The sequence below is a fragment of the Streptomyces sp. NPDC041124 genome (assembly GCF_055592385.1).
Window position 1 is genome coordinate 169,337 of sequence record NZ_JBVIYR010000006.1, and the last position, 15,976, is coordinate 185,312.

The following is a 15,976-nucleotide window of genomic DNA, read 5'->3' on the forward strand; positions in this document are numbered from 1 at the left end:
TTCTACCAACGCGCCGGAGGTCGTGGATCTTCCCGTCGCTCCCGCGCACCACCCGCCCCGTCGGCCAGGATGGGGGCATGTCCGATGCCTTCACCACCCGAGTCCTGAACGTCACCACCGGTTCCAGCGAGCGGATCGTCGACCTCACCGGCGACTGCGAGTCCTTCCTGCGGGAGGCGGCGGCCGGCCGCGACGGTCTGCTGAACGTCTTCGTGCCGCACGCCACGGCCGGGATCGCCGTCATCGAGACCGGCGCCGGCAGCGACGACGACCTGCTGGCCGCCCTGCACACACTGCTGCCCGCCGACGACCGCTGGCAGCACCGGCACGGCAGCCCCGGCCACGGCCGCGACCACGTCCTGCCCGCCCTCGTACCACCCCACGCGACCCTCCCGGTGGTCGGCGGACAGCTGGAACTGGGCACCTGGCAGTCGGTGTGCCTGGTCGACACGAACGTCTCGAACCACGACCGTCAGGTGCGGTTGTCGTTCCTCGGGTAGCCCTACGGCTTCCGTCACTGCATGAGTGGTTCCGGACGAGCCGAATGAGCGGGTGCGCCCACGCCGGCGGCCTCACTGGACGGATGGACCGGTTGGCGGACCCGGGCGTGGGCAGGCGGTGCGTCAGCCGCCACCGGGTGGTGTCCTGGTTCGTCGCCTTCCCTGTCCGATGGTCTCCTCGCGAAATGCGTTCCAGGTCCGGCTCGATCGCGTCGTCCTCGAGTGTCAGGAACACATGGTTGAAGAGAGGGGCGAGCGGCTCACGGATTCGTTCGCCGTTCGCCTGTGAGGTCCGCTGGTTCTCCCACCAGCCGCGTGCGAACTCAGGAGCGGCGCACGTGTCTTGTGTGAGTGCGTCGAGAAGCGCCGGCAACCGTGCTGCCGCGCTGTCCGAGGCGACTTCCTCGGGCCGGGGCCAGGCCCGGTTCCGCGGGGAGGGGCGGCAGCGGCGGCAGGCAGACCCGGGTGGCTTCCGGTGGACGCGCCGAACTGGCCGGACAGATCGGTACGCAGAAGGTCCGCCGTCCCCAGGGGCACGACAACGGCCGCGATCCGGCGGGTCAACGCCGCGTCGAGCTCAGCCCCCACAGGGACAGGGGTGATCGTCTTACCGCGCGGCCACACTCGCGAGAAGGCGCCGTCCGCGCCAGCACGCGCGAAACGGCGATCGACGGTTCTTGACCTTCCGGTCGAGTCCTCCTCGGAGCGCGAGCAGCACAAGAAAGTTGATGGTGAGGGGCAGGGGATCCTGCGATGCGGATGTGCCGCCGCCCGGGCGTGTACCTGCCCGACCGTTGTCAGTGCCGAGGTCTAACGTGATCGGTAACTGCTCATGAGGTCCCCGTGCAACGGGTGACGGGGGAGGAACAGCGCCATGCACCAGGACAGTGCCGACGAGGACCGGTTCGAGATGCCCGCCGCCTGGCTGCGGGCCCTGCCCGTGCTCCGGGCCGCCGCGAAGCCGGCCGAGGACGCGGTGGAGAGGGCCGCTCGCCGCTACGCGCAGGAGGCGGCCTGGTTCGAGGAGATGTTCTCCTCCTCCGGCAGTGACCCGGAGCTGGTGAAGGAGGGCCGGGCCCACCGGGAGGGCAGTCCCTCTCCGCTCGGAGCCGCCGTGGAGATCGCCGTCGGCTGGCACTACACGATGGCGGACGTGCTCGTCGACGCCTGCGTGACCGAACACGGCCTGCCGTTCGCCGCCCGTGCCGTCGTGGAGCTGGGAGGTGTCAACCCCCATTACATGCAGGCAGGTTCCCGACGGTACGATGCGGCGCTGCGGAGAGTGACCGGTTACCAGACCTACCACGTGTGGGAGACCGCCGCCCGTGTCCGGGACCTGCTCGCGGCGGTCGACGAGGAGACCCGACGGCGGACCGTCGAGGCCCTCGCCGGCCTCCGGGACAGCGCCGAGCGCCGCATCGTGGTCTCCTACCTGGTACCCGAGGAGCATGCCTGGGTGGACGAGTGCTGCGACGGCCCGATACCGAACGACTCCGTCCTGCGGCGCATGCTCCTTCTCTCCCTGTACCGGCCGGAGCAGATCGCCCGCATCGGCGAAGGAGCACGACTCGGCTGGAACGGCTGGAACCTCCAACTGCTCGCCACCCTCGCGAACCGGCTCGGTCCCGCCGTCGGGTCCCTTCTGGAGGACGCGTTCGACGGAGCCTACGGATCCGACGGACACCGGAACGTCGCGGGCTGGGCCGCCGAACTGCCCACCGACGACGCCTTCCGCCTGCTGCTGGAGAAGGGCGGCGACCGCAACGTCCGCCCCGCCCTGCTCGACGCCATGAACCGCTACCCGCGGCGGGCCCTGCGGCTGCTCTCCGGCGCCGCGGCGGGCGACAGCGAACACGCGTCCCTCTCCCGGATGCTGCTGCCCCTGCACGTGGTGACCCACCCGGAGCTCACGACGGAGACGTTGCCCGCCCTGCCCGAGGCGTCCGCAGCCGTCGTCGCCCCGCTGCTGAAGCGGGGCGAACGGGACGCACAAGCGCCTGCGGAGGCGCTCCCCGCCCTGCTGGTCGCCCCGCCGTGGACCCGGAAGCGCACCAGCCGCAAGGCCCGGGTGGCCCGCGACGTCCCCGGGGCGCCGCAGGCCGAGGTGGCCTGGAGGCCCGGGGAGCAGGAGGCCTGGGCGGCCACCGTCGTCGCCGAAACCCCCTGGTGGCGCGAGCACGACTGGTCCCGCGAGATCCGGCAGATGCAGCAGGGGACGTGGCGGGGCAACATCCACGCCGCCCGCCTCTTCGTCATCGGCCCCGAGGACGTCGTACGCCCACTGCTCGACGCCTTCGCCCCCGAGCACGTCTGGGACACCGAGAGCCACCTCAGGCCCGTCGCCGCCCGCCACGGCCTGCACGCCCTGCCGATGCTGAGCCGGCTCGCCGCCCGCTACCCGGCCACCGCCTGCGGCCTGCTGCTGCCCTACCGCAGCGTCGGGGTGGCCCGGCAGATGGCCGAGTGGCTGGTGCGCCGCCAGTCGCTGAGGCCCACGGTTCTCACCTGGCTCCGCCGCCACGGCCGGGCCGCGGCCGCCTTCCTCGTTCCCGACGCCGTCGGCCCGGCGGGCATGCCCCGCACCCACGCCGAACACGCCCTGAGGCAACTCGCCGCAGAGGTGGGCGCCGAGGCCGTGCGGGAGATCGCCGCCGGCTGCGGCGCCGAGGCCGAGGAGATCGTCACCGACCTCCTCGCCGGCGATCCGCTGGAGGCCGCCCTCCCGGCGAGGATGCCGGCCCCCTGCACCTGGGCCGACCCCGCCCTGTTCCCGCAGATCCGGCTCACCGGCGGCCGCGGCGCCCTGCCCGCCGACGCCGTCCGTCACGTGACGACCATGCTGCAGATCTCCAAGCCCGGTGACGTCTACCCCGGCCTCGCCACCGTCACCGAGCACTGCGACGCCGGCTCCCTCGCCGAGTTCGCCTGGGCCCTCTTCGAGACGTGGCGGTTCCACGGCATGCCGGCCAAGGACAGCTGGACCCTGCACGCCCTCGGCCTCCTCGGCGACGACGAGACCGTCCGCCGTCTCACCCCCCTCGTGCGTGCCTGGCCCGGTGAGAACGCCCACCACCGGGCCGTCGAGGGCCTCACCGTCCTCGCTGCGATCGGCACCGACACCGCCCTGCGCCATCTGCACGGCATCTCCCAGCGTGTGCCGTTCAAGGCCCTCAAGAAGCGGGCCCGGGAGAGGATCGACGAGGTCGCCGAAGGACTCGGCCTCACCACCGACCAGCTCGCCGACCGGCTGGTCCCCGACCTCGGCCTCGCCGACGACGGCAGCACCGTCATCGACTACGGTCCGCGCCGCTTCACCGTCACCTTCGACGAACAGCTCCGTCCCTGTGTCCGCGACGAGACCGGCAAGCTCCGCAAGGCCCTGCCGGCCCCGGGCGCCAAGGACGACCCGGAACTCGCCCCCGCCGAGCGCAGGCGGTTCGCCGCCCTCAAGAAGGAGGTCCGAACCATTGCCTCCGACCAGCTGCGCCGCCTGGAGGCCGCCATGGTCACCGGCCGCTCCTGGACCGCCGCCGAGTTCCGCGAACTGCTCGTCGAACACCCCCTTCTGCGCCACTTGGTGCGCCGCCTGGTCTGGCTCGGCGACGGCGACGGCATGGCGACCGCGTTCCGTGTCGCCGAGGACCTCACCCTCGCCGACGTCCACGACGACGCGTGGACCCTCCCCGCCGACGCCACCGTGCGCCTCGCCCACCCCCTCCATCTGGGAGACGAACTCGAGGCCTGGGCCGACCTCTTCGCCGACTACGAGATCCTCCAGCCCTTCCCACAGCTCGGGCGCCCCGTGCACGCCTTCACCGACGCGGAGGCCACCGGCCACCGGCTGACCCGCTTCGAGGGCGTCACCGTCCCCGTCGGCAAACTCCTCGGCCTCACCAAACGCGGCTGGGAACGCGGTACGCCAGAGGACAACGGCGTGGAACGCTGGTTCTCCCGCCCGATCACCCGCGACCGCCACCTCGTCATCGCCCTCGACGACGGCATCGCCGTCGGCATGGTCGACGCGTTCCCCGACCAGACCCTCAAGACCATATGGATCGACGTCGCCCCCGGTGACTACTGGGGCAGCCACACCTACCCGCACCGCCTCGGCGAGATCGACCCCGTCACCGCCTCCGAGATCCTCGCCGACCTGACCGACATCACCGCCAAGTGAGCCCCGCCATGACCACAGTGAGCGACCCGCACCCGCCCCGCCTGCAGCGCCCGCCCGCAGAAGTGCGCCACGCCGACGAACTCGCCGAGCTGCGTGCCGGGGACACCGGCCCGCGGCCGCCCGGCTGGCAGCTCAGCCTCCGTGCCGCCCTCCGCTTCGTGGTCGGAGACCGCGACGCCGGCATCAGCCGCAAGTTCGTCGGCAGCCCCTCGCTCGTCGAACGGGCCCTGGTGACCCTGGCCACCAACCGGGGCCTGATGCTCGTCGGCGAACCCGGCACTGCCAAGTCGCTGCTCTCCGAGCTCATCGCGGCAGCCGTCAGCGGCACCTCCACGCTCACTGTGCAGGGCGGCGCGGCCACCACCGAGGACCAGATCAAGTACTCCTGGAATTATGCCCTGCTGGTCTCCGAAGGCCCCTCCCGCCGCTCCCTGGTGCCCGCCCCCATGCTCCGCGGCATGGCCGAGGGACGCATCGTCCGCTTCGAGGAGATCACCCGCTGCCCCCTCGAGGTCCAGGACTGCCTGCTCTCCCTGCTCTCCGAACGCGTCGTCGCCATCCCCGAACTCGACGGCGACGACGGCATGGTCTTCGCCCGCCAGGGCTTCAACGTCATCGCCACCGCCAACACCCGCGACCGCGGCGTCAACGAGATGAGCGCCGCACTCAAACGCCGTTTCACCTTCGAGACGGTCTTCCCGATACCCGACCTCGACACCGAACTCGCCCTCGTCGAAGCCGAGTCCGCCGCACTGCTCCGCGAGTCCGGAGTCGAGCGGGCACCCGACCGGGACGTCCTCGAGGTACTGGTCGGTACCTTCCGCGAACTGCGCGGCGCACCCGGCCAGGGCGACCGGCCCTCCGCGGTGATGAGCACCGCCGAAGCCGTCTCCACGGCCCACGCCGTCGGCCTGCGCGGCTGGTTCCTGCGCGGCGAGGCCGGCAACGCCGCCGACATCGTCTCCTGTCTCGCCGGCACCGCCGCCAAGGACAGCCCCGAGGACCTCGCCCGCCTGCGCCGCTTCCTCGAACAACAGGCCCGCCTGCGCCGAGGCCCCCAGTGGCAGGCCCTCCACGAGGCCCGGCACCTGCTGGACCAACGGTGAGCACCGCCCGCGTCACCTTCCTGGGGGTGCGCCACCACTCACCGGCCTGCGCCGGCCTGGTCCGCCGCACGATCCGCGAACTGCGCCCCGCACACGTCCTGGTCGAGGGCCCCGCCGACATGAACGACCGGATCGGCGAACTGCTCCTCGGACACGAACTGCCCATCGCCGTCTTCAGCCACTACCGCGACACCGAACGGATCGCCACCTCCTGGGCCCCGCTGTGCGCGTACTCCCCGGAATGGGTGGCACTCACCGAGGGCCGTACCGCGGGCGCCGAGGTCCGGTTCATCGACCTGCCCGCCTGGCACCGCGCCTTCACCGACCGTCCCGACGGCGCGGCCAACCGCTACGCCGACGCCGAGGCCCGCTACAGCCGTGCCACCGAACGGCTCCGCGCCCGTTACCGGGTCGACACCGTGGACGCCCTGTGGGACCGCGTCTTCGAGATCGCCGATCCGGGCGGCCTGCAGGACCGCCTGGACGCCTACTTCGCCCTGGTGCGCGGCGACACCGAGGCCGACGACGGGGACCGCGCCCGCGAGCGGTACATGGCCTCCTGGGTCCGTGCCGCAATCGCACACGCCGGCGGCCGGCCGGTCCTGGTGGTGACCGGCGGCTTCCACCAGCCCGCCCTGCGCGCCCTCACCGCCGCCCCCGGCACGTCTCCGGGCGCGGAACCCGCCGCATGGCCCCCGGTGCCCGTCCCGCCCGACGGGGCCGCGGGCGGCAGCTTCCTGGTGCCCTATTCCTTCCGCCAGATGGACGCCTTCGCCGGCTACCAGTCCGGCATGCCGTCCCCCGGCTACTACCAGCACCTGTGGGACGAAGGCCCCGACGCGGCCGCGAAAACCCTCCATCGCACCGTCGTGGAACGGCTCCGCGCCCGCCGCCTCCCCGTCTCCACCGCCGCCCTGATCTCCGCCCACACCCTCACCGAAGGCCTCGCCGCCCTCCGCGGACACCCTCGCCCCGCCCGCGTCGACGTCCTGGACGGCCTCGCCGCCGCACTGATCACCGACGACCTCGACCAGCCGCTCCCCTGGAACACCGACGGCCCCCTGAGGCCCGGCGCCCACCCCGCCGTCGTCGAAACGGTCGTCGTCTGTACCGGCGACCGCACCGGCCGCCTCCACCCCGGCACCCCGCTGCCACCCCTGGTCCACCACGTGACTGCCGAGGAGATCCGCCTCGGCCTCGACGGCGACCGCACCCTCGACCTCGACCTCACCCACCCCCGAGGGCTCGAACGCAGCCGCTTCCTCCACCAGCTGCGCATCCTCGGCATCCCCGGCCACACGCGCCTCACCGGCCCCGACCACGGAGCCGACCTCCGCGACCACGAAACCTGGGAGCCCCGCCCCCGCACCGGCCGCGACGCCGCACTGACCGAGGCCGGCGCCTACGGAGCCCGCCCCGACGAGGCCGCCACAGCCCTCCTCGCCCGCCGCCTCCGCGACACCGGTACGGCCGCCGACGCCGGGACCACCGCCGCCCTCCTTTTCGACGCCGTCCTCTGCGGAGCCGGAACCCTCTCCCGCGACCTCCTGGACGGCCTCGCCCACCGGATCCTCACCACCGCCGACCCCGGCCCCCTCGGGCGGGCCCTCGCCGTGGTCCTGGGCCTCTGGCGCCATGACCGCGTCTTCGGTACCGCCCGCGACCCGCTGCTCGGCACCGTCCTCGACCACGCCGTCGGCCGGCTCTTCTACCTGGTAGAGGGCCTCCACGGCGGCCCGCCCGGCGTCGACGTCCCCCGCCTGCGCGCCCTGACCGCCGCCCGCGACGCCCTCCTCCACGCCGCACCCGCCCTCACTCTCACCCCGGAAACCGCCGCCGCAACCGCCGCCCGCATCGCCCGCGACCGGCACGCACCCGCCGACCTGCGCGGCGCCGCCCTCGGCCTGTGCCGCGCCCTCGGAGCCCTGGCCGAACCCGCCGGCGAGGCCGGAGCGTTCGCCGTCGCGGCCGACCCCGCCGCCCTCGGCGACTGGCTGGCCGGCCTGCTCGCGCTCGCCCGCGAAGAAGTCCTGCGGCCCGCCCCGAAGGGCGAACAGTCCCTGCTCGACACCCTGGACGGCGTCGTCACCACCATGACCGACGACGTCTTCCTCCACGCCCTGCCCGCCCTGCGTCAGGCCTTCGCCTTCTTCCCGCCCCGTGAACGCGAACGCGTCGCGCAACTCCTCCTCGACCGCCGGAACCTGCACGGCTCCGCCCGCACCCTGCTGCGCACCACCGCCGCCCCGCTGCTCCTCGCCCGTGCCGCGGCCCTCGAGGAACACACCGGCCTCCTGCTCGACCGGCACGCCCTCGGAGCACCCCGATGACCCCCGACGACCCCCGCGCGGGACTGGAACGCTGGCGGCTGATCCTCGGCGCCCCCGCCGAACGCCGCACCGGCGGCCTCGACGGCCCGGACGCCGCCCGCGACACCGCCCTCCAGTGGCTCTACGGCCGCGACGACGACCTCGCCCGCCGTGGTGAACGCCGCGGCACCGCCGGCGGCCGGGAGGGCGGCGACGGCCCCTCCACGCTCACCGTCGTCGACTGGCTCGACGACATCCACCGTCTCTTCCCCCGGGAGACGGTCGAACGCCTCGAACGCGACGCCGTGGAGACCTACGGCATCGACGAGATCGTCACCGATCCCGACGTCCTCCTCCGCGTAGAGCCCAGCACCAGCCTGCTGCGGGCCGTGCTGCGCACCAAACACCTGATGAACCCGCAGATCCTGGCCGCCGCCCGGCGCATCGTCGAAGCCGTCGTGCGCGACCTGACCGAGCGGCTGAGACCGGAGATCCGGCGCGCCCTCACCGGAGCCCGATCCCGCCGCCCCAGCCGAACCCCCCGCGCCCGGGACTTCGACTTCAGGGCCACGATCCGCGCCAACCTCGCCCACTACCGGCCCGAGGACCGCCGCATCCTCATCGAGCAGCCGCACTTCCACTCCCGCACCCGCCGCCACATCGAGCAGTGGCAGCTGATCCTCCTCGTCGACCAGTCCGGCTCCATGACCGGATCCGTGATCCACTCCGCCGTCACCGCTGCCTGCCTATGGGGCCTGCCCGGACTGCGCACCCACTTGGTCGCTTTCGACACGCAGGTCGTCGACCTCACCTCCGACGTCACCGACCCCGTCGAACTCCTGATGAAGGTCCAGCTCGGCGGTGGCACCGACATCGCCCGCGCCGTCGACTACTCCGCCGGCCTCGTCGACAACCCGCGCCGCACGATCGTCGCCCTGATCACCGACTTCTACGAGGGCGGCGACGCCCACCGCCTGACCCGCACCGTCCGCGACCTGACCGGACAGGGCGTCACCGTCCTCGGCCTCGCCGCCCTCGACGAGGAGGCCGCCCCCTCCTACGACCGCAACCTGGCCGGCCGCCTCGCCGGGGCCGGCGCACACATCGGCGCCATGACCCCCGGCCACCTGGCCGAATTCGTCGCCGAGAGAATGGCCCACGGAGGACGAACGGCATGACCCGCACCGACCTGCTCGCCCTCACCCCCGACACCCTCGCCGCCCTCGCCAACCGCGGCCTGGTCAAACGCGCCGCCAAGAACCTCGACGCCGGAGCAGGCCCCGACCTGGACGTCACCGGCGACCACACCGTGCACGGCTGCTTTCCCGACGGCACCGAGACCCGACTGCCGCCCGGCGCCACCCTGCAGGACGCCCACTGCAGCTGCGAGGCCACCGGAGTCTGCCGCCACCGCATCGCCCTCGTCCTCGCCTACCAGCGCACCGCGACCGCATCGGACACCCCGCCGCCTCTCACCGACTGGTCCCCCGGAAGCATCGACGACGCCGCCCTGGCCGAGGCCTTCGGCCGTCCCGCCCTCACCGCAGCCCGCCGCACCCGCGACCGCGGCTACCAGGCGGTCCTCCACCGCCCCACCCCCGCCGACCCCGTTCCCGCCGTCGAACTTCCCGCCTGCACCGTCCGCTTCCCGGTGCCCCACCGCCCCGGCTTCGCCGTCACCGACGCCGCCGAGCCGCTGCGCGGCGCGACGGTCGTCCTCGCCGTCTGGGCCTTCCGAGCCGCCGACACCGAGGGCGACGACCGAGTCACCGTCGGAGGAAGGGAAGGAACCCCGGACAACGGCGACAGCGCCCACCGCGCAGCCCTGGACCTCGTCGACGAACTCCTCGTCGAAGGCGTTCCTCAGGCCGGCCCCGTCCTGGACGGAACCCTCCGCCGTGCCGGCGCCGCCCTCACGGCCGCCGGCCGCCACTGGCCCGCCGCGGCCCTCGAGGGGATACGCCACCAGCTCGCCGAGCACGCGGTCCGCGGCGCCCGCCACGACCGCGAGACCCACGCCCTGCTCCTCGCCGAACTCCACGCCCGCCACCGCGCCGCCCTCACCGACCCCGCGGCCGTCCTCGGCACTGCCGAGACGGCCCGCACAGCGTTGCGCCGAGTCCGCCTCGTCTCCCTCGGCTGCCACGTCGACGGCTCCGCCCGCGACCGCACCGCCGACGTCTTCTTCGCCCACCCCGATGCCGGTATCGTCCTCGTTCTGCACAAACGCTGGGAGCTGCCCGACGGTCAGGCGCCCACCGGCCACGACCTCGGCTCCCGCAGGATCCTCGGTACAAACCTGCGCACCCTTGCCGCCGCCAACGTGGTCAGCGAGGCCACCTCCCGCACAGCCGGCCGCGCCGTGGAGATCTCCCGCGGCCGGATCGCCACCACGTCCGTCACTCCTGTCGGCACCGCCTGGGACGACCTGCCGCCCGGGCTGCTGGTCACCGACCTCGCCGCACAGTTCCCCGCCCCCGGTACCGTCCCTCCCCGTCTCGTCCGCCCTCGGGTGGAGGCCGAGTCCATGCGCGTCCTCGCCGTCGCGGAGGCCGGACCCGTGCGGTACGACCCGTCGGCTCAGCGCCTCGAAGCCGTCCTCCACGACCCGGCCGGCAACGAGGCCCTGCTGAGCACCGCGCACAACCCCCACTGCCCCGGCGCCCTGGACGCCCTGGCCGACGCCCTCGCCTCCGGCACCGCCGACCGGATCAGCGGTTCCCTCCGCCATGACCGGGGCAGGGTCCTCCTCGCCCCTCTCGCCGTCCGCACCTCCCGCGGCGTCCTCGTCCCCGACCTCGCCCCGGGCGACGGCGACACCGCCCTCCCCGTCGCCCTGCATCCCCCGGACGACCCCCTCACCACCGCCCTGGAACGGGCCCTCGCAGCCCTCGCCGAGGCCGCCCACCATGGCCTGAAGAACCTGACTGCCAGCGACCACGACATCCTCGAATCAGCAGCCGCCCTCCTGCACCGAACCGGTTTCCGCACCACCGCGGACAAGGTCTCCGCTGTGACAACCACCCTCCGCACCCACGGCCCGGCCCCCGCCACTTCCCACTGGCACACCGCCGTCATCCGCCTCGCCACAACCCTGGAACTCCACCGGACCGGCCCGTATGCGTGGTCGTGACGGGACATGATGGTGCGGTGCGTTCACGTTGAGCCCCAGCATCTTGTGCACGTCATCCTCGACCAGCTCTCGGTTCGGTGGGACAGGCCGGGTCCACGTGGGGCGTTCGCGGGGCGGGCGGCTGGTGGCGCCGACGCGGAGGCCGTCCAAAGGGTATGCGAGTGCTCAAGAGCGGCGGGCCCCGCGAGGACCGAGGGTCGCGACCAGCCTCTCTTCAGGGAGGCCGGCTGTTCTCGGGGTTGCCTTGCGGGAGGTTGGCGGACACGAACGTCTCGACCTCTGTCGAACCCTGGCCGGTTCATTGGGAATCACTGCACGCTTTCGGACAATCCGGCATCGACAGTGAGTGACAGAATGGATTATTCCGCCCATCGGGGCAAGCGAATCACGCATTGATGGGCGCATTTGTCCCTGGTGGGTGACGGGGCTGATTCGGGCACGTTTGCGCATGGCGTTCGTGGATAGTGCCAGCGGGATTGGTACTTCTCGTGGCAAATTGCGAGGCCTCGGCGGCCGCCGGGGCCGCCGTGTCTGTCTTCCCGCGTGGGGCGTCCCTGTCTCTTGTGTCAAGGAGCAGCGCGGTTGTTCTGTCGTGATTCAGGCGGCTGGGGGAATGGCGTGGGGCTGGAAGCAGGTGCCGTCGCGGAGCGTCGCGAAGAGCACGTAGGTACGGCGGGGGGCAGGACGCGTCGGGGCGTGCTTGTGCCGTCTCTCCTCGGCTTTCTCCCGCTCGCGGCGGGCCCTGGATGCCGGATTGCCGGGGACCGATGCCCGAGGTCCGTCACCGTCGCGGGGGAACGGTGGACGGCGCGGCCCGCGTTCTGTGAGCCGGCCGCATGACCCCGCGGGAGGGGGGTCTGCGCTTCCAGGTGCTGGGGTCGGTCGCGGTGCGTTGCGGTGATTCACCTGTCCGTCTGCCTGGCACCGTGGCACGCCGCGTGCTCACCGCGCTGATGCTGTCCCCCGGAGAAGTGCTCAGCACCCCCCGCCTCGCCAAGGCCGTCTGGGGCTCGTGCTGTCCGGCGACCGCCTCCAATCAGGTGCGCAAGGCGGTCGCCCAACTCCGCCAGTCGATACCGGGCGCGGGTGCGCACCTGCTGACAGACGGTCCGAACTACCGGCTGAGCGTCGGTCCGGCCGAGTCCGACCTGGTGGAGTTCAACCAGCGCCGCCTGCGGGTCCGCAAGCTCGCGGAGGGCGGAGCAGGTGAGGCCCAGCTCATCCAGGAACTTCAGACGGCCCTGTCCCTCTTCCGCGGTCCCGTCGCGGCCGACATCGTCGACGGCGACGAGGTGGAGAACGGCCTGATTCGCGCGGCCGCTCGGGTGGTGGAAGAGCGGCGGCTCGCGGTCCAGAAGGAACTGATCTCGCTGCGGCTGCACTCGTCGCCACCGGCGCTGGTGATAGAGGACCTCCGGGACCTCGTGGCGCAGCACCCGCTCGCGGAGGACCTGCGTGCACAGCTCATGCTCGCGCTGTCCCTCTCGGGGAGGCAGGCCGACGCGCTCGCCGAGTACGCCGAGATCCGCACCCTGCTCCGCGACGAACTGGGCATCGACCCCGATCACTCGCTGGCCCAGGTGCACGAAGCGGTGCTGTGCGGTGACGCGCTCGCCTTCCTGCGCTCCGGAGCCCCGCCCCGCGATTACGCACAGCCCCTCGCCACTGAGCTTGACGCGGGTAGATGTCACATGGCACCGCGGGTTCGGAAGGCACGCGTCCAGGCGACCTGCACCCTGCCCCACGGGCTGACCGACTTCGTCGGCCGCCGGGAGGAGGTGGACACCCTGCTGCGGACCGCCAGGGCGGGCTCCCGGGGCCCGGGGCCGCTGTTGATCTGCGTCGACGGCATGGGCGGCATCGGCAAGACGGCTCTCGCCCTGCACGCGGCCCACCAGCTGGCCCAGGACTGCCCGGACGGCCAGTTCTACGTCGACCTGCACGGGTTCAGTCCGTGCGAGCGGCCCCGCGAACCCGCCGAGGTGCTTCAGGTGCTGCTGGGCTCACTGGGGATCGAGGCGAAGCACATCCCGGCGGACCTGGACAACCAGGTGGCCCTGTGGCGCGCCCGGCTGGCCGGTTCCAAGGTGCTGCTGCTGCTCGACAACGCCGCGAGCGAGGCGCAGATCGTGCCGCTGCTGCCGCCGGGCAACGGTTCCCTCACCCTCATCACCAGCCGCCGTCGCCTCTACGGCCTCGACGGCACCGAGCCCTGTCCGGTCTCCCGGATGGGCGCGGGCGACTCCCGGGAACTCCTCGAACGGCTGCTGGGGAGAGAACTGGAGTTCGAGGCGACGGAACGGCTCGTCGCCTACTGCGGGGGGCTCCCGCTGGCACTGCGCCTGGCCGCCGCCAAACTGCGCAGCCGCCCCACCTGGACGCTGTCCCATCTGGTGGAGCGCCTGGGCGACACGCGCCGACGTGCCGTCGAACTCCAGGCGGGCGACCGGAGCGTCCGGTCGGTGCTCCAGCTCTCCTTGGACGCGCTGACCGAGGGGCAGCACCACGCCCTGTGCGTGATGGCCCTGGTGCCGGACGCGAGCATGGACCTGTACGAGGCGGCTGCCCTCCTCGGCACCGGTCCGGCCGAAGCCGAGCTGCTGCTGGAGGGCCTGCTCGACGTGAACCTCCTCGAACAGCCGCACATCGGCCGCTACGCCCTGCACGGGCTGGTGGCCGGTGTCACGACGGGCACGGGGGAGTTCGAGCGGCTCCTGCGCGGCGGCGGGCGACGCTCCGCGCTCCGGCGACTGCTCGCCCACCACCTGGCGGTCACCTCCCGAAGCCGCCATCTGCTCGAACGGCCTGACGACGGATCCGGTGCCGGGCCCGACGCCGTCCCCCACCTCCCCGAGATCAACAGCCGCAAGGAGGCGACGGGGATCTGCGAGCGGGAGCTGCCCGCGATGGTGGAGGTGCTGTGCGCTTCCGGGCACGAGGAGTTCTTCGGCCCGGCCGCGCAGCTCGCGCGCAACCTGCGGTTCGTCCTGTCGCCGGAGGGCGGCGGCTGCGAAGAAGAGGAGAGGGGCGGGGAGTACGACGGCGGGGCCACCGGTTCCCGGGAGGCCGAGGGGTACCGCAGGGCGCTGCTCGGTCTGGCAGCCGCCTGCCGGGGCATCGGCCTGCTGGAGCAGAGCGCGACGCTGACCGCCACGGCGATGAGCCCGGCCGGGGCCCGGGGCGTTCGTAACGGGAAGCACGTGCCGTAGCCGGGGCCGTCCGGTCCGCGCGGGTGCGGTGCGAGGTCCCGCGCGGGCGGCTCTCGGGGCTGGGCCCGTGCGGGCAGCCAGAGGGGCAGCGGTGCGGCCGGAGGCGGCAGGGCAGGAGAACGGCCGGGTCCGGGGCGTGGACGACCCCACGGTCGCGGAAGGGGCGGGAGTCAGGGTGCGGACGCCACCCGAGACCGCTCGGCCGGCTCGAACCTCACCGGAATACTGCGGTAGGCCCGGAAGGTGACGCTGGGCCGCCGCTCCACGACTCCCGCCGCGGCCGGCGTGGCCGGTGCGTGCGCCAGCCACCGCAGCACGGCGCGCCCCTCCACCTGGGCCAGTGCCGCGCCCAGGCAGTGGTGCACACCGCCGCCGAAACTGACGTGCGGATTGGGGTCACGGGTGATGTCGAGCCGCCCGGGGTCGGCGAACCGGGCCGGGTCATGGTTGGCGGACCCCAGCAGCAGCACCAGGATGCGTCCCGCGCGCACGGTACGGCCGTCGATCTCCACTGCTTCCTTCACGTAGCGCGCTGTGGCCTGGATCGGCGCGTCGTACCGCAGGAACTCCTCGACGGCCGGGACCGCCAGTTCCGGCCGTTCCCGCAACAGGGCCAATTGCTGTGGATGTTCCAGCAGCGCGGAGAAGATCGTGGAGATCAGGTTCGTGGTGGTCTCGAAGCCCGCGAAGAACAGGAACACCACGTTGTCGACGAGCGTCTCCCGGTCGAAGCCGGGATGCGTGCGCTGGGCGGCCAGCAGATTGCTGATCAGGTCGTCGGCGGGCCGCTTCGCCCGCTCGTCGACCAGCGCCGAGACGCAGTCGCGCAGCCAGGTCACCGCGTTGTGCGCCGCCGCCCGCTCCTCCACGGGCACGTACAGGGCGAACGCCTTGGCCAGCTCCACCGCGTGCGGCCGCACCGCGTTCCGGTCCACCTCCGGAATGCCGATGAGCTCGCAGACCACGGTGACCGGCAACGGGAAGGCCAGGTCGCCGACCATGTCCAGCACTCCGCTCCGGCCCGCCCGGTCCTGGGCCTCGGCCATCAGCCGGTCCACCTGGGCGGCGACGTACTCCTCGAGCCTGCGCATCAGCCTCGGGCTGAACGAGCGCTGCATGATGCCCCGCAGGAAGGTGTGCGCGGGCGCGTCCTGGTCCAGCACGATCCGCTTCAGGAACTCGTTCGCGGGCCCTGCCCCGGTGGAGAACTCGTGGTACTCCGGCGGGTACTCGTGCCCGAGCCGCCGGTCCTTGAGCAGCCGGCTGACGTCCTGGTGGTGCGACACCACCCACTGGCCGGCCGCGCCGCGGGCCAGCCGGCCGGCCGCACGGAGAGCGGCGTACACCGGGTAGGGGTCCGCGACCACGGCGGGATCGCGGGAGTCGAACTTGACGGGCAGCTCTCGCATGCGGGCCGGCACCTCCTGTGGCGTGCGTGCGGTGTCCGGTGAGCCTGACAGCCCGGGGGCGGGTGCGGAGGAACCTGTCGCCAGTCCTTCACCGCCGTCCGGCGCCCCGCACCGGGCTCGCAGACTGGACGGGCCA

General features: G+C 72.9%; 8 protein-coding genes. 7 read left to right on the forward strand and 1 reads right to left on the reverse strand.

Features of this window, described 5'->3' with window-relative positions:
• Positions 1 to 77 precede the first annotated feature (77 nt).
• The 7 genes from ACZ6A9_RS18170 (at position 78) to ACZ6A9_RS18200 (ending at position 14,431) form a co-directional block, all read left to right on the forward strand.
• On the forward strand, positions 78 to 500 hold the full coding sequence (locus tag ACZ6A9_RS18170) for a secondary thiamine-phosphate synthase enzyme YjbQ (protein ID WP_468986314.1): 423 nt from the start codon (positions 78 to 80) through the stop codon (positions 498 to 500).
• An 874-nt stretch (positions 501 to 1,374) separates the two neighbouring features.
• Positions 1,375 to 4,674, forward strand: coding sequence for a DUF4132 domain-containing protein (locus ACZ6A9_RS18175; protein ID WP_468986317.1), 3,300 nt, complete (start codon positions 1,375 to 1,377; stop codon positions 4,672 to 4,674).
• Positions 4,675 to 4,682: 8 nt separating this feature from the next.
• Positions 4,683 to 5,780 (forward strand): ATP-binding protein, encoded by a 1,098-nt coding sequence (locus ACZ6A9_RS18180; RefSeq protein ID WP_468986319.1) that lies wholly within the window; start codon positions 4,683 to 4,685, stop codon positions 5,778 to 5,780.
• On the forward strand, positions 5,777 to 8,110 hold the full coding sequence (locus ACZ6A9_RS18185) for a DUF5682 family protein (protein WP_468986322.1): 2,334 nt from the start codon (positions 5,777 to 5,779) through the stop codon (positions 8,108 to 8,110). Before ACZ6A9_RS18180 ends, ACZ6A9_RS18185 begins: the two co-directional genes overlap by 4 nt.
• Positions 8,107 to 9,267, forward strand: coding sequence for a VWA domain-containing protein (locus ACZ6A9_RS18190; protein WP_468986325.1), 1,161 nt, complete (start codon positions 8,107 to 8,109; stop codon positions 9,265 to 9,267). The genes ACZ6A9_RS18185 and ACZ6A9_RS18190 overlap by 4 nt, the downstream gene beginning before the upstream one ends.
• Complete coding sequence (locus tag ACZ6A9_RS18195; RefSeq protein ID WP_468986329.1) at positions 9,264 to 11,222, forward strand: hypothetical protein; 1,959 nt, start codon at positions 9,264 to 9,266, stop codon at positions 11,220 to 11,222. The genes ACZ6A9_RS18190 and ACZ6A9_RS18195 overlap by 4 nt, the downstream gene beginning before the upstream one ends.
• Positions 11,223 to 12,148: 926 nt before the next feature.
• On the forward strand, positions 12,149 to 14,431 hold the full coding sequence (locus tag ACZ6A9_RS18200; protein ID WP_468986332.1) for an AfsR/SARP family transcriptional regulator: 2,283 nt from the start codon (positions 12,149 to 12,151) through the stop codon (positions 14,429 to 14,431).
• Positions 14,432 to 14,601: 170 nt separating this feature from the next.
• Here the strand turns inward: ACZ6A9_RS18200 and ACZ6A9_RS18205 are convergent, their stop codons facing one another.
• Entirely contained in the window at positions 14,602 to 15,840 is a 1,239-nt protein-coding gene (locus ACZ6A9_RS18205; protein WP_468986335.1) for a cytochrome P450, read from the reverse strand.
• Between the last annotated feature and the right edge of the window lie 136 nt (positions 15,841 to 15,976).